Source organism: Acinetobacter sp. GQ146 (genome assembly GCF_059758585.1).
Genome location: NZ_JCAXDV010000008.1, coordinates 101117 through 124090, shown reverse-complemented (window position 1 = coordinate 124090; position 22974 = coordinate 101117). Strand labels below are relative to the sequence as shown.

At 41.7% G+C, this 22974-nt stretch carries 25 protein-coding genes; 23 read left to right on the top strand and 2 right to left on the bottom strand.

The window, feature by feature from the left end:
* Nucleotides 1-75: 75 nt before the first annotated feature.
* The 4 genes from tsaE (at nucleotide 76) to hfq (ending at nucleotide 4052) form a co-directional block, all read left to right on the top strand.
* The gene (gene tsaE / locus AC6CHI_RS13250) at nucleotides 76-555 is read left to right on the top strand and encodes a tRNA (adenosine(37)-N6)-threonylcarbamoyltransferase complex ATPase subunit type 1 TsaE (protein WP_498121799.1); all 480 of its coding nucleotides are present in this window, start codon (nucleotides 76-78) and stop codon (nucleotides 553-555) included.
* On the top strand, nucleotides 545-2482 hold the full coding sequence (gene mutL / locus AC6CHI_RS13245; protein WP_498121797.1) for a DNA mismatch repair endonuclease MutL: 1938 nt from the start codon (nucleotides 545-547) through the stop codon (nucleotides 2480-2482). The genes tsaE and mutL overlap by 11 nt, the downstream gene beginning before the upstream one ends.
* 6 nt (nucleotides 2483-2488) lie before the next feature.
* Complete coding sequence (gene miaA / locus AC6CHI_RS13240; RefSeq protein WP_498121795.1) at nucleotides 2489-3433, top strand: tRNA (adenosine(37)-N6)-dimethylallyltransferase MiaA; 945 nt, start codon at nucleotides 2489-2491, stop codon at nucleotides 3431-3433.
* A gap of 94 nt (nucleotides 3434-3527) precedes the next feature.
* Nucleotides 3528-4052, top strand: a complete 525-nt coding sequence (gene hfq, locus AC6CHI_RS13235) for an RNA chaperone Hfq (protein ID WP_498121794.1) — start codon at nucleotides 3528-3530, stop codon at nucleotides 4050-4052.
* Between the two features lie 195 nt (nucleotides 4053-4247).
* Here the strand turns inward: hfq and AC6CHI_RS13230 are convergent, their stop codons facing one another.
* Both AC6CHI_RS13230 and AC6CHI_RS13225 read right to left on the bottom strand, forming a co-directional pair.
* Nucleotides 4248-5558: a peptidylprolyl isomerase gene (locus AC6CHI_RS13230; protein WP_498121792.1), complete on the bottom strand. Its 1311-nt coding sequence runs from the start codon at nucleotides 5556-5558 to the stop codon at nucleotides 4248-4250.
* Between the two features lie 16 nt (nucleotides 5559-5574).
* Nucleotides 5575-8019, bottom strand: coding sequence for an LPS-assembly protein LptD (locus AC6CHI_RS13225; RefSeq protein ID WP_498121790.1), 2445 nt, complete (start codon nucleotides 8017-8019; stop codon nucleotides 5575-5577).
* Nucleotides 8020-8139: 120 nt separating this feature from the next.
* Between AC6CHI_RS13225 and AC6CHI_RS13220 the strand changes: the two genes are divergently transcribed.
* The 19 genes from AC6CHI_RS13220 (at nucleotide 8140) to AC6CHI_RS13130 (ending at nucleotide 22935) form a co-directional block, all read left to right on the top strand.
* On the top strand, nucleotides 8140-9156 hold the full coding sequence (locus AC6CHI_RS13220; protein ID WP_498121788.1) for an aminoglycoside phosphotransferase family protein: 1017 nt from the start codon (nucleotides 8140-8142) through the stop codon (nucleotides 9154-9156).
* Nucleotides 9153-9842, top strand: coding sequence for an N-acetylmuramate alpha-1-phosphate uridylyltransferase MurU (murU, locus tag AC6CHI_RS13215; RefSeq protein WP_498121786.1), 690 nt, complete (start codon nucleotides 9153-9155; stop codon nucleotides 9840-9842). The genes AC6CHI_RS13220 and murU overlap by 4 nt, the downstream gene beginning before the upstream one ends.
* Before the next feature lie 85 nt (nucleotides 9843-9927).
* On the top strand, nucleotides 9928-10560 hold the full coding sequence (gene rsmG, locus AC6CHI_RS13210; protein WP_498121784.1) for a 16S rRNA (guanine(527)-N(7))-methyltransferase RsmG: 633 nt from the start codon (nucleotides 9928-9930) through the stop codon (nucleotides 10558-10560).
* A 23-nt stretch (nucleotides 10561-10583) separates the two neighbouring features.
* Nucleotides 10584-11366, top strand: coding sequence for a ParA family protein (locus tag AC6CHI_RS13205; RefSeq protein ID WP_458892328.1), 783 nt, complete (start codon nucleotides 10584-10586; stop codon nucleotides 11364-11366).
* Entirely contained in the window at nucleotides 11363-12250 is an 888-nt protein-coding gene (locus AC6CHI_RS13200; RefSeq protein WP_498121782.1) for a ParB/RepB/Spo0J family partition protein, read from the top strand. Before AC6CHI_RS13205 ends, AC6CHI_RS13200 begins: the two co-directional genes overlap by 4 nt.
* Nucleotides 12251-12279: 29 nt before the next feature.
* A complete protein-coding gene (locus AC6CHI_RS13195; RefSeq protein WP_498121780.1) occupies nucleotides 12280-12918 on the top strand; it encodes a MotA/TolQ/ExbB proton channel family protein in 639 nt (212 codons plus the stop codon).
* Between the two features lie 8 nt (nucleotides 12919-12926).
* Nucleotides 12927-13349 (top strand): ExbD/TolR family protein, encoded by a 423-nt coding sequence (locus AC6CHI_RS13190; protein WP_458892331.1) that lies wholly within the window; start codon nucleotides 12927-12929, stop codon nucleotides 13347-13349.
* The gene (msbA, locus tag AC6CHI_RS13185) at nucleotides 13349-15076 is read left to right on the top strand and encodes a lipid A export permease/ATP-binding protein MsbA (RefSeq protein ID WP_498121778.1); all 1728 of its coding nucleotides are present in this window, start codon (nucleotides 13349-13351) and stop codon (nucleotides 15074-15076) included. Before AC6CHI_RS13190 ends, msbA begins: the two co-directional genes overlap by 1 nt.
* A 3-nt stretch (nucleotides 15077-15079) precedes the next feature.
* Complete coding sequence (lpxK, locus tag AC6CHI_RS13180) at nucleotides 15080-16084, top strand: tetraacyldisaccharide 4'-kinase (RefSeq protein WP_498121776.1); 1005 nt, start codon at nucleotides 15080-15082, stop codon at nucleotides 16082-16084.
* A 9-nt stretch (nucleotides 16085-16093) separates the two neighbouring features.
* On the top strand, nucleotides 16094-16855 hold the full coding sequence (kdsB, locus tag AC6CHI_RS13175; RefSeq protein ID WP_458892334.1) for a 3-deoxy-manno-octulosonate cytidylyltransferase: 762 nt from the start codon (nucleotides 16094-16096) through the stop codon (nucleotides 16853-16855).
* Nucleotides 16856-16867: 12 nt separating this feature from the next.
* Nucleotides 16868-17854, top strand: coding sequence for a DNA polymerase III delta subunit-related protein (locus AC6CHI_RS13170; protein ID WP_498121775.1), 987 nt, complete (start codon nucleotides 16868-16870; stop codon nucleotides 17852-17854).
* Between the two features lie 11 nt (nucleotides 17855-17865).
* Nucleotides 17866-18207, top strand: a complete 342-nt coding sequence (locus AC6CHI_RS13165; RefSeq protein WP_458892336.1) for a PilZ domain-containing protein — start codon at nucleotides 17866-17868, stop codon at nucleotides 18205-18207.
* A gap of 25 nt (nucleotides 18208-18232) precedes the next feature.
* Nucleotides 18233-19006, top strand: coding sequence for a TatD family hydrolase (locus tag AC6CHI_RS13160; RefSeq protein ID WP_498121773.1), 774 nt, complete (start codon nucleotides 18233-18235; stop codon nucleotides 19004-19006).
* A gap of 54 nt (nucleotides 19007-19060) precedes the next feature.
* Nucleotides 19061-19660 carry a TetR/AcrR family transcriptional regulator gene (locus AC6CHI_RS13155; RefSeq protein WP_458892338.1) on the top strand — a complete coding sequence of 200 codons (600 nt, stop codon included), beginning with the start codon at nucleotides 19061-19063 and terminating at the stop codon, nucleotides 19658-19660.
* A 13-nt stretch (nucleotides 19661-19673) separates the two neighbouring features.
* The gene (locus AC6CHI_RS13150; protein ID WP_498121771.1) at nucleotides 19674-20249 is read left to right on the top strand and encodes a prepilin-type N-terminal cleavage/methylation domain-containing protein; all 576 of its coding nucleotides are present in this window, start codon (nucleotides 19674-19676) and stop codon (nucleotides 20247-20249) included.
* Complete coding sequence (gene gspI, locus AC6CHI_RS13145) at nucleotides 20239-20610, top strand: type II secretion system minor pseudopilin GspI (RefSeq protein WP_498121770.1); 372 nt, start codon at nucleotides 20239-20241, stop codon at nucleotides 20608-20610. Before AC6CHI_RS13150 ends, gspI begins: the two co-directional genes overlap by 11 nt.
* A gap of 2 nt (nucleotides 20611-20612) precedes the next feature.
* Nucleotides 20613-21245: a type II secretion system protein GspJ gene (locus AC6CHI_RS13140; protein WP_498121768.1), complete on the top strand. Its 633-nt coding sequence runs from the start codon at nucleotides 20613-20615 to the stop codon at nucleotides 21243-21245.
* Between the two features lie 37 nt (nucleotides 21246-21282).
* A complete protein-coding gene (gene gspK, locus AC6CHI_RS13135; RefSeq protein ID WP_498121766.1) occupies nucleotides 21283-22230 on the top strand; it encodes a type II secretion system minor pseudopilin GspK in 948 nt (315 codons plus the stop codon).
* Nucleotides 22231-22338: 108 nt separating this feature from the next.
* On the top strand, nucleotides 22339-22935 hold the full coding sequence (locus AC6CHI_RS13130) for a 6-pyruvoyl trahydropterin synthase family protein (protein ID WP_498121765.1): 597 nt from the start codon (nucleotides 22339-22341) through the stop codon (nucleotides 22933-22935).
* Nucleotides 22936-22974 lie beyond the last annotated feature (39 nt).

The following is a 22974-nucleotide window of genomic DNA, read 5'->3' as shown; positions in this document are numbered from 1 at the left end:
TCGTATGCATGGCATAGGTTTTAAAAGCGTGGCGATGCTATCATATTTCTACTTTTGAATCATGTCGTGAGTCATATGTCGTATTCATTTCAATTGCCCTTAAACTCTGAAACAGAGACTCAGCAACTTGCACAAATTGTTGCTCAATCTTTTACTGAGGGTGTGGTTTATTTAATTGGGGACTTAGGTGCAGGAAAAACGACATTCACTCGTTATTTTTTACAGCATTTAGGTCATCAAGGTGCAGTAAAAAGTCCGACATATACCTTGGTTGAACCTTATCAGATTCAAGGGAAAGCGGTTTTCCACTTTGACTTATATCGCCTGAATGACCCTTATGAACTTGAATTAATGGGGATCCGTGATTATTTGGATACCCCGCATGCTTTATTTTTATTTGAATGGCCAAGTAAAGGCGGAGATGAAATCCCGTCAGCAGATTTAACCATTGAAATTTTAAAATCAGATGATGAGCTTACGCGTCAAGCAACGCTTAGTTTTCAATCGGCGGATATGCTTCAAGTTTTAGAACAGGCTTTTAAGCATGCAGAATGAACTCGCATTGCGTCGCATTCAGACCCTTGATCCTGCCTTAGCCAACCAAATTGCTGCGGGCGAAGTGATTGAGCGTCCTGCATCGGTCGTCAAGGAGTTATTAGAAAACTCCATTGATGCAGGTGCGACCGAGTTGATTATTCGGGTAGAACAGGGGGGAAGCACGCTGATTGAAATCATAGACAACGGTCGTGGAATTCATCCCGAAGACTTGTCACTGGCCGTCATGCGACATGCCACCAGTAAGATTCAAACGGCTGAAGATTTGCATGCGATTGTGAGTTTGGGTTTTCGTGGTGAAGCACTCGCCTCTATCGCGGCTGTTTCGCGTTTAACCTTAACCAGTAGTCAAACTCAGGATGGAGTTGGCTATCAGGTTGAAGTCAATGGTACCGCCTTTCAGCATCAAGAGATTCAAGCCGTTGCTGCACAACAGGGGACGCAAATTCGGGTGCAGGATCTATTTTTTAATGTGCCTGCGCGTCGGAAATTTCTCAAAAAGCCCGGTACTGAATTTGGTCATATCGAAGAAATTGTGCGTCGTATGGCGCTTACTCATTTCGATATTCGCTTTGTTCTCGAGCATAACAATAATATCCGTTTAAATTTACCTGTGGCTGATAGTGGTGCATTGCGTTTCCAGCGTGTACAGCAGCTGCTGGGGCGTCAATTTACTGAAAATGCCTACTGGATTGATGCTGATAGCGTCAATATGCGTTTGACTGGCTGGTTGGGACATCCTTCTGATGCGCGCGCGCAAGCAGATTTGCAGTACGTGTACGTAAATGGACGGATCGTTAAAGATAAAACCATTTCACATGCCTTGCGCATGGCATATGAAGGGATTCTACATGGTCATCAACACGCAGCCTATTTGCTTTTTTTAGAAGTTGACCCTGAAAATATTGATGTGAATGTCCATCCGACCAAGCATGAAATTCGTTTTCTGAATCAACGTGAAGTGCATGAGTTCGTTCGCCATTTTGCTAAAGACACCTTGGCACAGTTTCAAACTGCGAGCGCGGATTTGGCACAAGCCTTGAAAGTTGAATCTTCTAGCCCAATACAGACTCAACAACCACGTTATCAAGAGCAGTTTCAATTGCATCGGGTCGTGGAGCAGGCTGCAAACCCCGCCTCTGCAGGGCTATTGACTGATTTTGAATCTGCACAGCCGCAATCAGTACATTATGTCGGGCAAGAAACCAAGGCTTATCAAGTGCATGCAAATGCAACACAGTCAAGTCGAGCAGCCTTAGAGAGCTATCTTGCCCCTTTAAGAGCCGCCAACCAATTTACGACGGAAATAGCGGAAAACGATGTTGCTCCCAAAACGGATGAACATCCTTTAGGTATTGCGATTGCGCAGTTACATGGCATTTATATTCTGGCTCAAAATACAGAGGGGCTGATTATTGTGGATATGCATGCTGCACATGAGCGAATTTTATTGCAGCAGATGAAATCGGCTTGGGATAACCCTGATTTTTGGATATCGCAACAATTGTTGATTCCGAAAGTAGTGAGTGTCAATCGTATGCAAGCACTGCGCGTTGAAGATTTAAAAACCCCTTTAGCGCGTCTAGGATTGGAAATTGACCAATATGGAGATGAGCAGGTAATTGTACGGGGTGTACCGGCAATCCTGCATAAGGCGGATTTTTCTGCGTTAATTCCTGAATTGCTCAATGATTTAGATCCGAATGATGAAGTGCGTGGATTGCTGCTTAAGCGTGATCAGATTTTGGCAGGGATGGCCTGTCATGGTGCTGTACGTGCGCATCGCTTATTAAGTCTTTCCGAAATGAATGCTTTGCTTCGTCAAATGGAGCAAACCGAATTTGCGAGTCAGTGTAATCATGGGCGACCAACATGGCGCGCTTTCCCACTGGCTCAGCTAGATAAACTTTTTGCTCGAGGAGAGTAAATTTAAATGTCGAATCAATTGCCTGTCATCAATTTGATGGGACCTACAGCCAGCGGTAAAACGGCTTTAGCATGTGAGTTATATGAACAGGGCAATTTCGAATTGATTTCTGTCGACTCGGCATTGGTTTATCGCGATATGGATATTGGTACTGCCAAGCCGAGTAAAGCGGAGCAGGAACAATACCCACATCATCTGATCGATATCATCAGCCCTCTAGAAGTCTATTCTGCTGCGCAATTCGTCGAAGATGCATCTCACTTGATTGATGAAATCCATGCTCAGGGCAAAACACCAATTTTGGTGGGTGGCACTATGCTTTATTTCAAAGCCTTGTTAGAAGGTTTATCGAGTAATTTGCCTAGCGCCGATTATTCAATTCGTGCAGAAATTGAAGCGCAGGGTGAACGTGAGGGCTGGGAAGCTGTCTACCAGACGTTATGTGCGGTTGACCCACTTGCAGGGCAGAAATTCAAAGTGAGTGATAAGCAGCGAATTATCCGTGCGCTTGAGGTGTTTCGGATCACGGGGCAGCCGATTACACAATTACAAGCAGAGCAGCCTAAAAATGTACCATATCGTTACACTTTTCATAATTATGCTTTGCTTCCAGATAGGTTAGAATTGCATAAGCGAATTGAAAAACGCTTGGAAATTATGTGGGAAATCGGTTTTTTAAATGAGGTCGAATCCCTAATTGAAAAATACGATCTATCTGATGATTTACCTTCAATGCGATCAGTAGGTTACCGACAAGCCTTAGATTTTTTATTAAAAAGCGACAAAAGTCTCGAAAATAAGAAAGAAATGGAGGATAAAGCCCTTTTTGCGACACGACAACTTGCGAAACGTCAATATACTTGGTTAAGATCTTTGCAACAGTCGCATAAATTTAAAACATATTTAACAATAAAGCAGGCTCAAGAAGACTTGCGAAACTGTTACGGATAAAGCAAAATTTACATACTGTCTTTTTTATAATTTTTAATTGAAAAATAAAGATAGTTTTTTGCGCTGATTTTTAATATTTTTGGAGTTGTATAACATGTCTAAAGGTCAAACTTTGCAAGATCCGTTCTTGAATTCTCTCCGTAAAGAACGTATTCCTGTATCTATCTTCCTTGTAAACGGTATTAAGTTACAAGGTCATATTGAATCTTTTGACCAATATGTTGTTTTACTAAAAAATACTGTAAGCCAAATGGTTTACAAGCATGCGATTTCTACGGTTGTTCCTGCACGTAATCCACGTCCTGCTGGCGCTCCTGCTGGCGCTCAAGGTGCTGGTTTTGGCGGTCAAGGCGGTGGCTTTGGTGGCGGTCAAGGCGGTGGCTTTGGTGGCGGTCAAGGTGGTGGCTTTGGTGGTGCTCAAGGTGGTGGCTTTGGTGGTCAAGGTGGCTTTGGTGGTCAAGGTGGCTTTGGTGGTCAAGGCGGCGGCTTTGGTGGTCAAGGCGGCGGCTTTGGTGGTCAAGGTGGCTTTGGTAGTCAAGGCGCTGGCTTTGGTGGTCAAGGCGGTTTTGATGGCGAAACTAAATTTGATGACTCTCAAGAAGACGATAACAATCGTTAATTGATGGTTGCTTGAAAAGCCTCTCAATATGAGAGGCTTTTTTTTATTCCTGCGTGTGATGGCATTCTTAAAAGAACCATTTATTTAACTGGCTTATGTCTAAAAATATGATTTAAAGGTATTGCTCAAATATGCTGTCTAAGCCATAAAAAAAAGCCAGTCCGGAGACTGGCTTTCATAAAAAACAAAATCACTTTATGAAGTCTTGTTATTTTTGCGATCTAAAGTAGGATCTTTAATTTCAACAAACGCATTGTTGCGAATTTCGCGTAACCAGCTGTCTAATTCGGTATCAAATTGACGCTCACCTAAAATTTGGCGAGCCATACGCTCTTGATACTCTTGGGTCATATCTTGTTGACGTGTATCTGTCACTTGGAGAATATGCCAACCAAACTGCGTTTGGAAGGGTTCGCTAATTTGACCCACTGTAGTGCTTTTCATTTTCTCTTCAAACTGTGGCACCATAACACCTGGGCTTACCCAGCCAAGATTACCACCGTCACGTGCAGAGCCTGCATCGTTAGAAAAGGTTGCTGCGAGTACGGCAAAGTCTTCACCAGCTTTGAGGCGATTATAGATGCTATCAATCATTTGTTTTGCATTATCAGGACTTACCACTTCTGAGGGTTGAATCAGAATATGGCGAGTTTTATACTGCGGAATAATGGCTTTCTGCTCAGAACCTTTACGTTCTAAAAGCTTAATAATATGAATACCATCACGTGCAGTGATTAGCTCACTGGTCTGTCCCACTTGTAAAGGCGTTACACGTGCTGCGAGTTCTGTCGGGATTTCAGAGAGATTTCTGAAGCCCATATCAGCGCCTTCTACAGTCACATCTTTGCTGCTGTATTGTTTGCTAATAGCATTAATGTCATTGCTATTGCTTAATGCACTACGAACTTGTTTGGCTACCGCTTCGACATTAGTATCACCTGATACGCGTGCGTGGATCACATGCACTTGGCTACCTAACGCTGCTTGACCCTGAGGGGTTTTTAAAAAGTTAGCAACATCTTGGTCGCTAATTTTAATACGTGACATCACGACTTGTTGGCGTAAGCGGTTAATGGCTAAGTCTTCAGCAATACGACTACGTAAAGCATCATAGGTACCTGGCCCCATCTTATCGAGCTTTTGCTGGAAAGCCTCAAGTGAGGTGGTGCCTGATTGATTGGCAACTTTTAAAACGGCTTCATTTAAACTTTTTTCATCTGCTTTAATGTTGTAGCGTTTGACTTGCTCAAGTTGAGTTTGACGAATAATCAATTGCTCTAAAGCTTGTTGCTCCAAATACTGTTGGGGTGGAACAGGTCTTTTTTGTGCTTCTAGTTGATGTTTTACTTCAGCGACACTTTGCTCTAAATCACTTCGTAAGATGACACTATTGTCGACCACTGCAACAACTTCATCTGATGTTTGTGCAAAAGTCGGCATTGATGAAGAAAGGGCAATCGCAAGTGCAGTTGCCTTAAAGAATTGTTTTAACTGTTTTGTCTTCATTAACATCGTGTCCAAATTAATTAATACGATCGTAACCTAAAATTCGATTTTCAAGCATGGATGCAAGTTTGTTGTTGAAACCAGCCAATCCTTTCAGGTTAATTTCCGCCATGAAAGCACGTTTTGGTTTAACACTTGAATCACTAACATCATCTAAGTCGTTGTAGTATGAACGGCCGTAGAGAGAAAGTCCCCAGCAGCAAGATTCATAGTTCACACCCAGTAGGTATTCACGTGCAACATTGTTATCCATGTCATATTGAGCGTGCCCCATAATACGCCAGTTGTTGTGAACGGGTTGTATAAATGATGCAACAAATTGGTCATATTTATCTTGGCGATTGGCAATTTCTTTACGGTAGAAATAGCCAGCTCCATAAACATTCCCTTGATCACCCATATAGTAAAGCTGAATATCACGTTGGGCATTATCACCATTCGCCATCCAAGCTGAGTTGGCACTTAGGCGATAGTGCTCTGAGAGTTGGCTGGATAGGCTGATAATTGGGCCTGTGTGGGTTTCTGTGTTTAGCTCGTCTGTGTTACCGTCTAAGGTCACGCGGCGATCATCAAAATAGAAGCTTTGCCCAATACTGGCTTTTAAGCGCTCAAGTCCGATCTCATCAAATAAGCTGTAGCTTAAACCTAAAGACAAGAAATTATTGTCTTCTAAACGGTCATGCCCGTAAAAACGTCTTGAACTAAATAACTGATCGTAGTTAATCGAAGCACTAATCGTGTCGAAGTTTGGATAGTTAGATTGGTTTTCATACGGTGCATACGCGTAAAATGCACGTGGGGTGATGGTTTGAAGATATTTACCATCTTTTTCAAAAATTAAGCCCGCATCCAAACTAAATTGCGGTACCACCACAGATTTATTTTGGTCTGCATTGCTAACAGTGGTGGTCTGGTTTTGCTGAGCCGTAATCGTGTCCTGATCATAGAAGGTATTGATACTGCGTACTGAAACTTCAGGAATAACGAAGGCCCATTGATTAAGGTAGTTATAGCGAACTGCGAAATCATTGTAGAAACGCGTACCACTCGGCTCAGAAGTGGCTGAAGATGTGCTATTAATATCTTTCTTGAAGTAAGCGGTATCGTTATTAAACTCGTACTGGAAACCTTGCGGATTACCGCCTTTATAGGTCAGTAAGAATTGTGGTAAACGTGCATAAGGACGGTCTTCATCAGATACGGTTTTATCCAAAGTCTGGAAGTCTTCGACCTTTAATTGTGCTGTAAGTCCTGGAACACCATTTTTATAATTCAGCTCCCAAGCACGACGCAGGTTTAAGTCTGTTTTAGTGTTAGGGTTGTTATTTAAGTCGGTAAAATAGTCTTTATCCGATGCGTAGTTATATTCTAGATTGGTTGAAAAGCTATCGTTGATTTGCCATTGATGTAAGACATGTAAGTCTTTACGATCTTGATTTTCATAGCTTTCATCTGAAGGTAAATAACCACCCCAGATTTTACCCCCTCCAAAATTTTCCGTTAAATAGCGGAATTCAGCATCAATCATTGCACCACGATCACTCATATAACGTGGTGTTAAAGTGGCATCGTAATTAGGGGCAAGATTGAGATAAACTGGCACTGAAAATTCAATACCGCCATCGTTGGTATAACCAAAACCAGGGGTTAAAATCCCTGTGGTTCTGCGGTCATCAATTGGAAAATTGAAATACGGAACCGCTAAAACGGGCACATCTTTGACATAGAGTTTGGTACCTTTGGTGATACCACGACCAGTATCCTGATTAAGTTCGATACTGTTCGCTTGAATTTTCCATGTCGGTTTTTGTTCAGGTGGGCACGTGCTATAGGTTGCATTGCTTAAAACCACGACGCTTTCAGAAGTGCGGGCGATTTTTTCTGCACGACCATGGGCATGCTGTTCTTCAGCAATATAATAGCTATTGCTTAGGTCACCTTGCTGTGTCTTAAGGTTGTAATTAATTTGGTCACTTTGAGCGAGCAGTCCAGCTTGCGCCATTTGCACACGACCTTGCGCATTAGCATAGGTCTGAGTCTTATCAATGGTAATTTTATCGGCACGAATTTGGCGACCTTGTTGGTCAATCAGCACATTGCCTTCAAGCACTGAATCGCCATTTGGATCATAATGTCCATAATCAGCAGTAACTACTGAAGTGGCTTTGCTTGGATCTATTGTTTCAGCATTGGCGGCAATAGGTGTCACCCAAGCCCCTTGGCAATATGCACCAGTCAGGGATTTGCTTTGGCGTTGTTGTGCTTCAGGTGCGGATTTATCCACATAATATTGTTCAAAGAAGTGTTGCCCTGCATAGGCTTCTTTTATGCTTGCTTTAAGTTGTTCGTTGGTTAGGGATGAAACAGTATTAGATGTATCGGCGTATGCCGTAATCGAGCTTCCACATAAGAGGCTGAAAATAGCAGTCGCTAAAGGATTGAATTTAAACTGATGCTTCATTTGTATCATTAACCAAGTATGCTTAATCGCAATTAATTATTGTCGCATCATAGAGAAAAAGTTGATAAGTGGCTACACTTAGTACTTTAAAAACTCAGCCTGTATTAGAATTTATCGCAAATGAATACACAACGTGAACAATTGATACAAACTTGGATTACATCTGTACTTGGTTCAGATCGATTTGAAATTAATTTTTTAGCAGGCGATGCTAGCTTCCGTCGTTATGCACGAATCAATTTGAATAATAAAACATTTATGTTGATGGATGCACCTCCTGAGAAAGAAGATTGTGTACCTTTTGTGTCGATTGATGAATTTTTTGATGCACATAGCGTGCGTGTGCCGCGTATTGTGGCCAAAGACTTAACACAAGGCTTTTTATTGTTGGAAGATTTTGGTGATGTGCTGCTGTCAACACAACTAGATGACAACACGGTTGATGCGCATTATGAGCAAAGTTTTAAACAGTTGATTCAATTGCAGTCAATTAATGGCGAAGGACATTTCCCAGCGTATTCCTATGAGAAGCTGCTCGCTGAAATGTCATTATTAACTGATTGGTTATTGCCAAGTTTACAGATTCAACCTACGGATGAAGAGTCTGCCCTAATTAAAAGAACATTTGCGATTTTAGCGAATTCAGCGTTGGCGCAGCCTCAAGTCATTGTGCACCGTGATTTCCATAGTCGTAATTTAATGCTTTTGGCAGATGAGCAAGAGCAAGGTGTAATCGACTTTCAGGATGCCGTGATTGGTGCGGATACCTATGATCTGATCTCCATTACACGGGATGCTTATGTACAGTGGGATCCTGCGCGTGTATATGGTTGGTTTAAAGTGTTTTATGACTTGTTGCCTGCTTCAGCTAAAGAAGGGCGTGATTTTGAGCAATTCAAGCGCGATGCAGACTTAATGGCCATTCAGCGTCATATTAAAATTTTAGGCATTTTTGTGCGCCTGTTTGAGCGTGATGGCAAATCGGGTTATCTCAAAGATTTACCGCGTGTGATGTGGTATTTGCTGGAAGAAAGCCAGTCCTATGCAGAACTACAACCATTTATGCAGTTCATTCAGGTTAAAGTAATGCCGAAATTTGAACAAAAATATGGCAAATACGAGGTTGTTGCTGCATGAAAGCCATGATTTTAGCTGCGGGATTGGGTAATCGTATGCGTCCTTTGACGCTTTATAAGCCAAAACCGTTACTTGAAGTAGGTGGTAAGCCTCTAATTGTTTGGCACATCGAAAAACTTAAAGAAATTGGTGTGACCGAGATTGTCATCAATTCTGCGTGGTTGGCCGATGTGCTGATTGGTGCATTGGGTGATGGCTCGCAATTTGGGGTCAATATTTTGTGGACACGCGAAGAGGGAGGTTTGGAAACCGCAGGCGGCATTATTAATGCTTTACCGTTGTTGGGAACTGAGCCGTTTATTCTCGTCAATGGTGATGTCTGGACCACCTTTGATTTTGCCTCATTGCTGGAAGTACAACTTGATCAGGATTTGGCGCATTTGGTGTTTGTAAAGAATCCTCCACAGCATTTACAGGGTGATTTCACTTTGGTGAATGGTCGTGCTTATACCTTTGAGCAGGAGCAACAGGGCGAAGACCTAACCTATAGTGGAGTAGCCGTATTACACCCAGAGATGTTTGCTGGCTTGGAAAATGGTAAGCGTCCATTGGCACCTTTATTAAAACAGGCCATGCTGGATGGACGTGTTTCTGCAGAAAAAATGCAGGCATCTTGGGTCGATGTCGGTACGCCAGAGCGTTTATCTGCCCTAGATTTGCAGATTCGGCAAGGCATGTACGCTTAAGTGCATATTCACTAAGCACAAGCTACTATGACTTCATGGATAAATCGGTATACTTCACCTAACATTTTCGAGACGTTAATTGTATATGCACACGTTTTTTCAAGAACTAAAGCAGGGTAGTCAGGCTTTAGGTTTAGAGCTCAGTGACGAGACTTTAAATTTATTACTCAAATACCAAGACGCTTTGGTTCTTTGGAATAAGGCGTATAACTTAACGGCAATTCGTGATCCCAAAGAAATGTTGGTGAAGCATCTGTTAGATAGCCTCAGCATTCTGAAGGATTTACCTGAAGGTCGTTTGCTCGATATTGGTACAGGTGGTGGTATGCCGGGTATGATCATTGCATTATGCCAACCTGAACGTCACTGTGTTTTGTTAGATTCTAACGGTAAGAAAATTCGCTTTTTAAAGCAGTTTATTGCTGACTTAAAATTAAAAAACGTGATCGCAGTACAAACACGTGTTGAAGATGAAGATAGTATTCGTGATTTAGGACAGTTCGATGTCATTACCAGTCGTGCCTTTGCTTCGCTGACTGATTTTGTCACAGCATCTCAACCATATATGCATGAGAACAGCATTATTGCCTCGATGAAAGGGCTGATTCCTGAAGACGAAATTATTGCATTAAAAGATGAATATAGTTGTGAAATTATCGAGTTAAAAGTTCCTCGATTAGATGAGCAACGCCATTTATTGTTATTGAAACAGATTTAATTTTTCGAAGGACTGGGGTTACCATGGCTCAAATTATTGCGATTGCGAACCAAAAAGGTGGCGTAGGAAAAACCACAACCGCAGTTAATTTGGCAGCATCGCTAGCGGTGCTGAAAAAACGAGTTTTACTTGTGGATATGGATTCGCAGGGTAACGCCACGATGGGGTCAGGCATTCAAAAGAATGACCTTTTATATTCGGTGACGGATGTATTATTAGGTGAAGTGCCGATTGAAACAGCAATCACCAAAGCGGAAGTTGGTTATAAAGTTCTTGGCGCAAACCGTGACTTGGCTGGGGTAGAGTTAGCGATTGCCGAGCAAGAAGGCCGTGAGTTTATTTTGCGTGATGCTTTGCAAAGCATTGATCATGCTTATGACTACATTATTGTTGATTGTGCACCAAGCCTGAGCTTAATTACCGTGAATGCCTTAGCGGCTGTTCATGGGGTTATTATTCCTATGCAATGTGAATATTACGCACTGGAAGGCTTGGCAGATTTGACCCAAACCATTGATCGTATTCAACAAGCACTTAATCCCGAGTTAGAAGTTGTTGGTGTGCTGCGTACCATGTACGACGGGCGTAATGCTTTAACCCGTGATGTTTCTGCAGAACTCGAGCAATATTTTGGCAAAAAACTTTATGATTCAGTAATTCCACGTAATGTTCGTTTGGCTGAAGCTCCAGCACATGGTTTACCAATTATTTATTTTGAGAAAAGTTCCAAGGGTGCAGTTGCTTACTTAAATTTGGCGGCTGAATTGTTAAAGAAAAGCAAAGTGAAAAAAGGAAGTAAAGCATGACCTTAAAAAAACGCGGACTTGCCAAAGGTCGTGGTTTGGATGCCTTACTTGGGTCAATCCAAAAAGAAAAACTACAACTTGAAGTACAAGCTTTGGATCATGGTCAGCTAAAACAAATTGATGTTAATTTGCTGAAACGTGGCGAGTATCAACCGCGTCGCTTTATTCAAGAAAATGATTTGCAAGAATTAGCCGCTTCAATCAAGAAGCATGGTGTAATGCAGCCAATCGTGATTCGTCCAATTGCGGATGAAGCTCATCCTTATGAAATTATTGCCGGTGAGCGTCGTTGGCGTGCGGCACAGTTAGCGGGTCTGACTGAAATTCCCGCTTTAGTGCGTGATTTAAATGACCAAGTCGCAATTGCGTTGGCGTTGATTGAAAATATTCAGCGTCAGGATTTGAATCCGATTGATCAGGCACTGGCTTTACAGCGCTTTCATGATGAATTTGGTTTAAGTCATCAGGAAATTGCCGATACGGTTGGTAAAGCACGAACTACGGTGAGCAACTTATTGCGTTTATTGACTTTGGCTGAACCAGTTAAAGATTTTATGCAGCAAGGGCAGCTCGATATGGGGCACGCGCGTGCGATCCTCACCTTGAAAGCAAAAGAACAATTAAAAGTTGCTGAGTTGGTGATCGCGAAGAGTTTATCGGTGCGTCAAACAGAGCAGTTGGTGCGTGATTTAACGGCACCCAAGACCGAAAAAGCCAAATCGGAAGTGGCATCAGATTTACAACAGTTGACGCAGCGTTTATCTGAACGTTTCAGCGCAGATGTTAAAATTGATCATAATAAGCAGGGTAAAGGCAAACTGGTGATTCATTATCATTCGTTAGATGAGTTGGATGGTATTTTGAATATTTGTTTAGCTGATTAATTTTTTTTAAAAATTCTTGGGGAAGAATAATGTGGGAATTAGTAAAAGCTGGTGGGTGGTTAATGATTCCACTGGTTTTGTGTTCCATTTTTACGGTCGCAATTGTCATTGAGCGTTTTGTTCGATTGAAGCGAGCTATGGTGTTGCCAAAAGCGTTGTTTTTAACTGGTGGACAAGATGTTCAGCAGGTTGTTCAGCAATTACAACAAAGTAATCCGCTGCAAAATAGCAGTCTCGGGCGTATTTTGCTTGCTGGTTTGCAGAGTCGAAAACAGTCTGAACAATATGCACGCGCACAAATGGAAGCAACGGCATCTCAAGAAATTGGCTATTTAGAAAAGAACATTAATTTCTTGGGTACGCTCAGTGCAGTTGCACCATTATTAGGATTGCTGGGGACTGTGGTTGGTATTATTGAATCCTTTTTGGTGATTGATGTTGGTACCAATAGTAATCCGACCATGATGATTCCAGGGATTTCTAAGGCACTCATTACCACTGCAGCGGGTATGCTAATTGCAATTCCAGCGTTGTTCGCTTATCGTTATTTTCAACGTTTGGTTCAGGAATATGTGGCTGAATTAGAGCAGCAATCTACATTATTCCACGCAGCACTTTTCTACCAAAACTCTGCTGTTGAAGAGCATGAACTTCGTAAAGCAGGTTAAGGTGGAATATGAAATTCAAGCGTAAGCAAGTTGAAGATATTCATATTAATTTGACACCAATGATAGATTGCTTATTGTTTATCTTGGTATTTTTGCTGTTATCGACCACATTTAATCAATTTAGTCGTATGAACCTGACCTTGCCAGATGCTCAAGGTGTACCGCCAAAGCAATACAATCAGAAGATTGAAGTGATTGTGGATGCTTCGGGACATTACGCAGTTAATGGTCAGGCACTGTCAAGTAAAGAAGTCGCAGACCTGAGTACTGCAATTAAACAGATTTCTAACGAACGACGTGATTTAATGTTTGTCATTGCAGCAGATGCGAAAGCAACTCATCAAGATGTTATTCGAGTGATGGATGTTGCAGGGCAACTCGGTTTTGTCAATATTAATATCAGTACCAAAGTACCATCTCGAGGTTATTAGTGAATCAGGATTTCAAGGTCTATCTACGTCTTCTGGGTTATCTGAAGCGATTTTGGGGCGTAGCGATTTTAATCGTCATTGGTTTTGCTATTAACGCGGCAACCGAAGTATCTATTGCAAAGTTGCTAGAAAAAATCATTACAGCAATCCAACATCGGGATCAAGGTTTTACAAACTTGATTCCGTTTTTAGTCGTATTGCTAATGTTTTTCCGTGGAGTAGGCTCCTTTATTGGGGGCTATTTCACTGCGGTTATCTCAAGAAATCTGGTTTACGATATCCGTCAAGAGGTATTCGCAAAGTTAATGCGTTTACCTTCTCAATATTACCTAGATAATACCACTGGGCATATTACCTCCAAGATTATGTATAACGTGGAGCAGCTGACAGCAGCTTCTTCTGAATCGTTAAAAACCATTGTGCAACAAGGTTTAATCACCTTGGGTTTGTTGGGTTATTTAATTTATACCAATTGGCGTCTTACCTTAATTATTCTGGTTTTTGCTCCTTTAATTGGGTTGCTTATTCGTAAAGCTTCCAAACGTATGCGTAAATTGTCATTACAAGTGCAGGACACCATGGGTGATGTTAACCATGTGGTGCAAGAAACGGTCAATGGTAATGTCGTGGTGAAAGGTTTCGGTGGGCAGAACTTTGAACAGGATCGATTCAAAGCAACATCGACTGAAAACTTAAAGCGTGGTTTAAAAATGGTGGTGGTACAACAGATGAACAGCCCTATAGTGCAGTTCATTATGTCAATTGCCATGGCTATCATCATGTGGATTGCTTTACGTCCAGAAATTTTAAGAGACACAACGGCAGGTGAGTTTGTCGCGTATATCACTGCGGCAGGTATGCTCAGCAAGCCGATTAAGGCATTGACGGATGTGAATGAAAAACTACAACGGGGTATGGCTGCGGCTCACTCAGTTTTTGAGCTTCTTGATTTGCCAGAAGAAAAAAATGCTGGAACGTTGACGCCTAAGCTCAAAGGCAATATTGAGTTTAATCATGTCGATTTGATTTATCCCGATGGTCATCATGCCATTCGAGATTTTAACTTGCAGGTGAAATCTGGCGAAACAGTAGCATTGGTAGGACGCTCTGGTGCGGGGAAAACCTCTTTGGTCAACCTTATACCTAGATTCCAAGAAATCACTTCTGGTCAATTACGATTAGATCAATATCAAATTGATGAAATTGAAGTAAATTGCTTGCGTTCACAGATTGCGATGGTCAATCAGCAAGTGGTTTTATTTAATCGGACTGTACGTGAAAATATTGCCTATGGCTTATTGCAAGATGCGACAGATGAAGAAGTGGTTGCAGCGGCAAAAGCAGCTTATGCACACGACTTTATTATGGCTTTACCACAGGGCTATGATACCCAGTTAGGTGCTCAAGGCTTGAATTTGTCTGGTGGACAACGCCAGCGTATTGCGATTGCACGCGCAATTCTGAAAAATGCACCAATTTTGATTCTCGATGAAGCCACCAGTGCTTTAGATAATGAGTCTGAATACTTTATTCAGCGTGCTTTCGATACCGCGATGGAAAATCGGACAACGATTGTGATCGCACATCGTTTATCGACCATTGAAAATGCAGACCGTATTGTGGTGATGGATCAAGGGCGTATCGTTGAACACGGTTCACATGCGGAATTGATTGCAAAGCGTGGTGCATATTTCCAGTTACATCAGCGTAATTTCGAGGAAAACTAAGCAATGTCAGTCGCACAATTTATTCAAAATGCTTGGAATAATCAGGCGAAGTGGTTAATTGTGCTACGTCCATTGTCTTGCTTATATCATTTTGGTTTCTGGTTGAATAAAAAGCTGTATGACAGTGGTTTAAAATCGGTTTATACAGCACCAGTCCCCGTCATGATTATTGGAAATATTACTGTTGGTGGCAGTGGCAAGACACCACTGCTGATTCATCTGGTTAATTATTTGCAAGCCAAAAATGTGCGAGTCGGGATTATTAGTCGAGGTTATGGTGGTAAAGGGCCTTTTCCTGCACTGGTGACTTTGGAGGCGACGCCTGATCAAGTGGGTGATGAGCCTTGTCTGATTGTTCAGTCAACCGGTGTTGCCATGGTGGTTGGGTCGAACCGTCAGCAGAGTATTGAGTTATTGCTGGCAAAACATGCGTTGGATTTAATTATCAGCGATGATGGTTTGCAACATCATGCCTTGGCTCGCCAGTTGGAATGGATTGTTCTAGACCGTAATCGAGGTTTAGGTAATGAAAAATTGTTACCGGAAGGTTATTTGCGTGAACCGAAAAGTCGACTATTGAGTGGAACCGTCATAGAGCATGCAGCGCAACCTGAAACAGCATTGAATATGCATTTAGAAGTTGGCGAGCCTTATTTACTGAATGCTTATGACGCAGGTCGCTTTAATCCTGATCAAGACTTTTATGCAGTGGTGGGTATTGGTTTTCCACAACGATTTTATCGCACACTGGAGTCTATAGGTGTGCAGAAGTTTCAATGTCATGAATTTCCAGATCATTATGATTATGATTTAACGGACTTACAGTTTGAAGACAGTAATCCCATTATTACGACCGAAAAAGATGCAGTAAAATTACTCCCGATTTTAAAGCAGTATCCCGACTTCAAGCGTGAAATTTGGGTGGTGCCTGTAGAGGCTGTTCTTTCCAGTGCTTGTTACCGCGTGCTAGATCAGCAACTGACTGATTTAGGCATTCAACTTCAATAAGAGTTAACTATGAAACATATCGTCATTCCTGCACGTTTTTCCAGTTCAAGATTACCCGGTAAGCCACTATTGGAAATTCACGGTCGTCCGATGATTTTACGTGTGGTTGATCAGGCTAAAAAAGTTCAGGGCTTTGATGATCTGTGTGTGGCAACAGATGATGCACGTATTGCTGAAGTGTGTCGTGCAGAAGGTGTTGATGTGGTGCTTACCAGTGCGGATCATCCCTCAGGTACAGACCGTTTAAGCGAAGTGGCGCGTATTAAAGGTTGGGATCAAGACGATATTATTGTGAATGTGCAAGGGGATGAACCACTATTGCCTGCAACCTTGGTAAAACAAGTTGCTGAGCTTTTGGTTAACCAGCCAGAGTGTTCAATGTCGACTTTGTGTGAGCCGATTCATGCTCTGGATGAATTCAAGCGCGACAGTATTGTGAAAGTGGTGAAATCTAAATTCAATCAAGCACTTTATTTTAGTCGTGCCACCATTCCTTATGACCGCGATGGTGCGAAACATGCCAGTCCAGCATTGCATGAGCAAGCATTCCGTCATTTAGGCTTATATGCTTATCGTGTAAGCCTGTTACAGGAATATGTGACTTGGGATATGGGGGTGCTTGAAAAACTGGAAAGCCTAGAGCAGCTTCGGGTATTGGAAAATGGTCATCGTATTGCGATTGCTGTGGCTGAAGCGAACCTGCCACCTGGGGTAGATACACAAGAAGATCTTGATCGCTTAAATGCGATGGATGTTCATCACTTTCAATAAGATTTATTCATAATGCAGACAGAAATTCAGCCTCAAATTTTTCCTTGGCAACAACAGGTGTGGGATACGCTGACGGGGCGATTCCCACAGTTGGGACATGGTTTGTTGTTCTATGGAAAAAAAGGCTGTGGTAAAGAAGCCTTTACGCAATATTTCTTGGCATGGATTCTCTGTCAGCAACGCCATGTGCGAAACATGCCTTGTGGTGAGTGTGGAAGTTGTCAGTGGCTAAAATCTGATACCCATCCCAATTATGTCTATATTTCGACGGATGAAGAGAATAAAAAGCAAAATGCAAAAATAAAGATCGAAAAAATCCGAGAATTATTACCCTTTGTGCAGCAGACTGTCGATGGGTGGCGGGTGATTGTAATTGAACCGGCTGAGGCCTTGAATACAGCATCTGCGAATGCCTTGCTGAAAACGCTAGAAGAACCCGGTGATCGGATTGTAATCATTTTGCTGGCTGAGCACTATTTGAAATTACCGGCCACGATTCGCAGTCGCTTGCAACATTTTGCTTTAGACCGCATCAGTTCGGAACAAACCGAGTCTTATCTCACATCGCATTTGCCGACCGCATTAAGCCAAGAGCAAATTCATCTGTTATTAAATTTATCCAATCATATGCCTCTGGAAGCTTTGGTGTTGGCCCAAAGAGAATGGTTAAATTTAAGACAGGATTTTGTCTTGGATTGGCAAAGATTGGTACAAGAAAAAAATATGCCTATGGCAATTGCAACCAAATGGCAAAAAGCATTGCCATTTGATGACTTCAGCCACATGTTTGAGTACTTGTTGGCAGACCTGATTTGTGTCAAGCTAAATCAACCGATTAAAAATATTGATTTGCAATTAACTCAACTCGCGGAGCAATATTCTTTAGAGGCACTATTCGATTTATATTCTGAGTTACAACAGTCCAAGCAGTTTATTGAGCAAAACGTACAAACAAATTTAGTACTCGATCAGCTGTGTATAAAACTAATGAATGTTTAAAGGGGAAAACAATGCAACCACGTATGGGCGGTATTATTCATGCGAATATCTCAGATAAGGAAACTCTGTACAAATCGTACATGCCTTATGTGTCTGGTGGTGGTTTATTCATTCCTTCAAAGCAAGCAGTCAAGTTGGGTGATGAGGTTTTTGTGTTGACCACATTACCTGATCAGTCTCAAAAAATCCCCTTAACAGGTAAAGTAATTTGGATCTCGCAAAAGCAAAATGGTATTAAGCCTCAGGGTTTTGGTATGCAATTGATGGGTGAAAAAGGGGTGTATTTTAAGGCTGAAGCAGAAAAAATTCTCGCAGGCTTTAAAGCTGAAGGGCGTTATAGTTACACCATGTAATTTGGTTGGAAAATAGGAAATAATTGTGTTTGTAGATACTCATTGCCACTTAACCATGCTTGATCTGACTCCTTATAATGGAGATCTGGATATGGCTTTAGCAAAAGCACGTGAAGCTGGTGTGACTAAATTCATGAGTATTTCTGTCGATTTAGATGATCATATTGCATTAGCTGAAATTGCTGCACGGCATGCGGATGTTGGCTATACCGTTGGTGTGCATCCTTGTGAGAATGCGGACACCATGGCACGAGCGACTACGGAGTATTTGGTTGAATTGGCTCAAGCAGATAAAGTCTGGGCATTGGGTGAAACCGGTTTAGATTATTTTCACAGTACGGATTTTATTCAAGCACAAAAAGAATGTTTTGCTCGGCATATTCATGCTTCAAAAATTGTGAAAAAACCAGTTGTTGTGCATACCCGTTCAGCAAAGCATGACACGGTAGATATTATTCGCGCTGAAAAATCGACTCATGGTATTTTGCACTGCTTTACTGAAGACTGGCCGACTGCAAAAGCCGTGTTAGATTGCGGTTATTATGTTTCTTTCTCAGGCATTGTGTCTTTTAAAAATGCTCAAGATTTAAGAGATGTGGCCAAACAAGTCCCATTGGATCGCGTGCTCATCGAAACCGATAGTCCATATCTTGCGCCAGTACCGTACCGTGGTAAAACAAATGAACCAAAATATGTGCCATATGTAGCCAAAGCCTTGGCTGATGTATATGATAAGTCGCTGGAAGAAATGGCTTTGATTACCTCGCAGAATTTTGAAAACTTACTGCAAAATAAGTAATAGACGGCATTGTTTTAGACTGAATATAAGAATTGAAGAGAGTGTAGAGTGAAGATGGATCGTCAAGCTCAGTTTCGAGCAAGAGAAACCTTAATTTTTCAAGTGGCTGAACAGTTGTTATTGGAAAATGGCGAATCAGGTATGACACTCGATGCTTTGGCCGCGGAGTTGGATTTAGCAAAAGGCACGCTCTATAAGCATTTTCAAAGTAAAGATGAGCTTTATATGCTGCTGATTATCCGCAATGAGCGCATGTTGTTGGAAATGATTATGGACTCTGCTAAGGCATTTCCTGAGCATTTGGCTTTCTTTATGCTACATCATTTACACCATCCGGAACGGACAGTACTTTTTCATCAAATTGAAGAGCGCTTGTCAATCACGGGGCAGGGCATTCAGCACTTATTCAGTGAATTATATAAAGTTAGACGCCATCGTTTGCGACTCATTATTAATATGACAGAAACGTATTTGGCCTCTATTCAGAGCATGATGTCAGTGCGTGATTATTTGGCTTCAATTTGGTCATTAACTCATGGTGCAGCTGCTATCTTAAATTCTAGCTTTTATCAGCGTTATTTAGGCTCGCGGGATACGTTACGCGTTGCTTATATTGATCAAGCACTTGCCTTACCCAAGCAAGTTAACTCATAAAAGATTTTACGCGATGCGCTTTCATCAACAGGCTTCGATTCGTGGGTTTACACTGGTAGAAGTCATGGTGGTGATTGTTGTCATAGCCATTGTGACTTCATTAATCATGATGAATTTTGGTGGAATTGAACAGCGTAAAGCCATGCAAGCCCGCGAAGTTTTCCTGATGGATCTGCAACGCATCAGTCGTGAGGCAAATGACCAAGCGCGTATTCTGGCACTGAATGTAGAACCTGCCACAGATGTACGCCCATTTCAATATGCGGTTTTCGAGTATCAATCCTTACGGCAGGCGGCTGCGAATAATACCTACAAGAATCAGACTAATTCGACACCAGCATCGGCTTGGAATCAATATACGTCGATGAAAACCCAACAACTGCCAGACGATGTGAGTTTCCAGATTCAGTCTACTGATTACCAATATGAAAATGCTCAGAATGCAAAGCTCTTAGATGCTCAAGCACCTAAATTGATCTGGTTTGGGAATGGTGAGGTAAAGCCAGTTCGCATTCAGTTTTATTTATCGCAACAGCCATTAGGTCCTGAAATCGAAATTGATCACTTGGGTAAAATCAATGAAAAATAAGGGGTTCACACTATTAGAGGTCATGGTGGCATTGGCAATATTTGCTACTGCGGCAATGGCGTTGACCAAAGTGGCGATGCAATATACACAAGCGACCGCACAAGCCATTTTAAGGACGAAAGCGCAATTTGTTGCACAAAATGAAATTGCAAAAATGCAAATACAATCACAGTGGTTGGAAGGCACGCAAACTGAACAGATCAGTCAACAGGGTGAAAACTGGCAAATTGAAAAAAAAGCACAATCGACCATTAGTCCAAATGTGCAACGTGTAGAGATTCAGGTGCGATTATTTAATCCTGAAACGGGCAAGGCTGAGTCGGGTGTTACACATATGATCTTTTTTAATAATAGAACATAATCATGCAAAAACGAGCAGGGTTTACTTTGGTTGAACTGTTGGTTGCAATTTCAATTTTTGCAGTTTTATCCGCTTTGGGGTGGAAGGTGTTTGACTATTTAATCAAGGTCAAAGCACGTAACACTCAGCATGAGCAAAAATTGGCTGATTTACAACAAGCCTATCAACAAATATTAAAAGACAGTGTTCAAATAGCTCCACTGACAGCTAATCAGAATGGAGAACTGCAACCTGCATTAATGTTGCAAAATGGGCGTTTTATTTTCAGTAAGGTTGGAGTGACAGATCCATTGCTGCAAGGTATTCCTTCTGAAGAGCGCGTAGAATATCAATATCAATCGGATACGCAAACCTTAAATCGATTGCGTACACGTGGCCTAAATTCATTGGGACAGACTCAGCCTGAGAGTAGTGTAATGCTGGAGAATGTTGAGCAATTTCAGGTTGCTGTGCTGAATCCTGGTGAGAGGACATCTTGGCCAGATGTAGCGGGGCAGCAAGATGAAAATGAGCAAAAACAACGATTACCTAAGGGTATAAAAATTAATTTGACTGTGAATGGTATTGCATATGAGTGGATTTTTAGCCTACTCAATACAGATTTTTTAGAAAATAAACAGAATAACGCAACATGAGACGATTATCAGGTTTGCCTGCTATTGCGGAGCGCATATGAAAAAGCAAAAAGGAATTGCGCTTATTACTATTTTAGTCATGGTAGCATTGGCAACCATTTTGGCAGCAACCATTGCTCAACGACAAAAATTTACCACAGAAAACACCGCGTATTTGATTCGTCAGAATCAATCTCTTTGGTATGCCAAAAGTGCAGAGACTTTTTTTTCAGCACTATTGGAAGAAGATGCAGAAAATGCAGCGGACGTCGATCATTTGCAGGAAAACTGGGCCAAACCAATGCCAGCATTTCCTGTGGAGGACGGATACATAACTGGACAATTAAGGGATGAATCTGGAAAGTTTAATCTCAATAGTCTGGTGAATGACTCAGGGCAAGTAAATGTCGCTGCAAAGCAGTGGTTTGAACGGATATTGCTCAATGTGGGTTTGCCGGCGGAGTTGAGTCAAGCGGTGATTGATTGGCAGGATGCTGATAATGAAGTCATGGGTCCAATGGGGGCGGAAGAAAACTATTATCGCGGTCTTACACCTGCCTATCTGCCGGCCAATGCAAAGTTTCACAGCGTTGAAGAACTGAAAATGGTACGTGGCTTTGAAGGTGAAAAATATTTGCAAATATCAGCGTATGTGAGTGCTATTCCGCTTAGCTCGGTGGCGGTGAATATAAATACAGCACCTGCGCTTATTTTGGCGAGTTTGGGCGAAAATATCGATGTACAAGCTGTAGAAGCGGAATTAGAAAAAAAACAGCAGTCTATGGAGCACTTTTCCAATACTGATGAATTATGGGGGCTTGCGCCTTTTGCGCAAATCAATTCGGAAACACGGACTGCGCTACAAAGCTTAATGGGGGTGAAATCTAGCTATTTCCAAGCGAAAATTGAGGTGATGCTGAGTGAGCGAAAGCGTCAATTTCGAACCTATTTATTACGAGAAGATAAGAAAGTCTATGTGGTGAGCCGATCACTTGCACCAGAATAGACATTTCTTGTTTGTTCGATCGTGATAAATGGTAAAATTAATGCGCTTTAGATCACTTTTGTTCTATAATTAGCATTATTTTATTGAAGACAGATACCATTAAGGCACATGTTAATTCGTAAGTTATTTAAGTTTGAAAATGCGCATATTGTGCGGAATTGCACATCGGATCGCTGTAAGCGTTCGATTCATGGGCATAGTTATAAAGTTGAATTATTACTTAAAGCTTCGAAATTGGATCATGGTCAAATGGTGTATGATTTTGGTTTGCTGAAAGGATTAATCAAAGACATCTTTGACAGCTTTGACCATGCCATCTGCTTCTGGCAGCAGGATGATCCAGAATATATTCAAGCCTGTCAGAAATTTAGCGCCCGTTGGGTTGCATTGCCTGTTTCTCCGTCAGCGGAACAATTTTCCCGTATTTTTTTCTTTCTAGCACAACAAATTTTAGCCTCAACTGAAACGCAAAATGGTGAAGGTGATGTTGAAGTGTATTCGGTTATCGTGCATGAAACCGATACTGGATATGCACAAAGCTTTTTAGAAGATATTGAAAATGAACAGATGGGTAGATTGTCGTTAGACCAGATTGTGTTTTCTGAGCAAGTTCAAGCTGAATGGACTGATCCAGCTATGTACGAGAAGCTAAAACAGGGCTACAAATTTCAAAATCCGAGCGTGGATTTACAAGTAAAAATTTAATTTACAAATTAAGAAAGAATTTAAAGGGATTAGGAAATA

What these genes read in the sequence shown, in the direction of transcription:
- tsaE (WP_498121799.1), top strand. Translation starts at nt 76, where the DNA reads ATGTCGTATTCATTTCAATTGCCCTTAAACTCTGAAACAGAGACTCAG.
- AC6CHI_RS13130 (WP_498121765.1), top strand. Translation starts at nt 22,339, where the DNA reads ATGTTAATTCGTAAGTTATTTAAGTTTGAAAATGCGCATATTGTGCGG.
- AC6CHI_RS13220 (WP_498121788.1), top strand. Translation starts at nt 8,140, where the DNA reads ATGAATACACAACGTGAACAATTGATACAAACTTGGATTACATCTGTA.
- AC6CHI_RS13190 (WP_458892331.1), top strand. Translation starts at nt 12,927, where the DNA reads ATGAAATTCAAGCGTAAGCAAGTTGAAGATATTCATATTAATTTGACA.
- AC6CHI_RS13200 (WP_498121782.1), top strand. Translation starts at nt 11,363, where the DNA reads ATGACCTTAAAAAAACGCGGACTTGCCAAAGGTCGTGGTTTGGATGCC.
- AC6CHI_RS13165 (WP_458892336.1), top strand. Translation starts at nt 17,866, where the DNA reads ATGCAACCACGTATGGGCGGTATTATTCATGCGAATATCTCAGATAAG.
- hfq (WP_498121794.1), top strand. Translation starts at nt 3,528, where the DNA reads ATGTCTAAAGGTCAAACTTTGCAAGATCCGTTCTTGAATTCTCTCCGT.
- murU (WP_498121786.1), top strand. Translation starts at nt 9,153, where the DNA reads ATGAAAGCCATGATTTTAGCTGCGGGATTGGGTAATCGTATGCGTCCT.
- gspK (WP_498121766.1), top strand. Translation starts at nt 21,283, where the DNA reads ATGAAAAAGCAAAAAGGAATTGCGCTTATTACTATTTTAGTCATGGTA.
- AC6CHI_RS13150 (WP_498121771.1), top strand. Translation starts at nt 19,674, where the DNA reads ATGCGCTTTCATCAACAGGCTTCGATTCGTGGGTTTACACTGGTAGAA.
- AC6CHI_RS13230 (WP_498121792.1), bottom strand. Translation starts at nt 5,558, where the DNA reads ATGAAGACAAAACAGTTAAAACAATTCTTTAAGGCAACTGCACTTGCG.
- AC6CHI_RS13225 (WP_498121790.1), bottom strand. Translation starts at nt 8,019, where the DNA reads ATGAAGCATCAGTTTAAATTCAATCCTTTAGCGACTGCTATTTTCAGC.
- miaA (WP_498121795.1), top strand. Translation starts at nt 2,489, where the DNA reads ATGTCGAATCAATTGCCTGTCATCAATTTGATGGGACCTACAGCCAGC.
- gspI (WP_498121770.1), top strand. Translation starts at nt 20,239, where the DNA reads ATGAAAAATAAGGGGTTCACACTATTAGAGGTCATGGTGGCATTGGCA.
- mutL (WP_498121797.1), top strand. Translation starts at nt 545, where the DNA reads ATGCAGAATGAACTCGCATTGCGTCGCATTCAGACCCTTGATCCTGCC.
- AC6CHI_RS13195 (WP_498121780.1), top strand. Translation starts at nt 12,280, where the DNA reads ATGTGGGAATTAGTAAAAGCTGGTGGGTGGTTAATGATTCCACTGGTT.
- AC6CHI_RS13155 (WP_458892338.1), top strand. Translation starts at nt 19,061, where the DNA reads ATGGATCGTCAAGCTCAGTTTCGAGCAAGAGAAACCTTAATTTTTCAA.
- AC6CHI_RS13170 (WP_498121775.1), top strand. Translation starts at nt 16,868, where the DNA reads ATGCAGACAGAAATTCAGCCTCAAATTTTTCCTTGGCAACAACAGGTG.
- lpxK (WP_498121776.1), top strand. Translation starts at nt 15,080, where the DNA reads ATGTCAGTCGCACAATTTATTCAAAATGCTTGGAATAATCAGGCGAAG.
- AC6CHI_RS13140 (WP_498121768.1), top strand. Translation starts at nt 20,613, where the DNA reads ATGCAAAAACGAGCAGGGTTTACTTTGGTTGAACTGTTGGTTGCAATT.
- rsmG (WP_498121784.1), top strand. Translation starts at nt 9,928, where the DNA reads ATGCACACGTTTTTTCAAGAACTAAAGCAGGGTAGTCAGGCTTTAGGT.
- kdsB (WP_458892334.1), top strand. Translation starts at nt 16,094, where the DNA reads ATGAAACATATCGTCATTCCTGCACGTTTTTCCAGTTCAAGATTACCC.
- AC6CHI_RS13205 (WP_458892328.1), top strand. Translation starts at nt 10,584, where the DNA reads ATGGCTCAAATTATTGCGATTGCGAACCAAAAAGGTGGCGTAGGAAAA.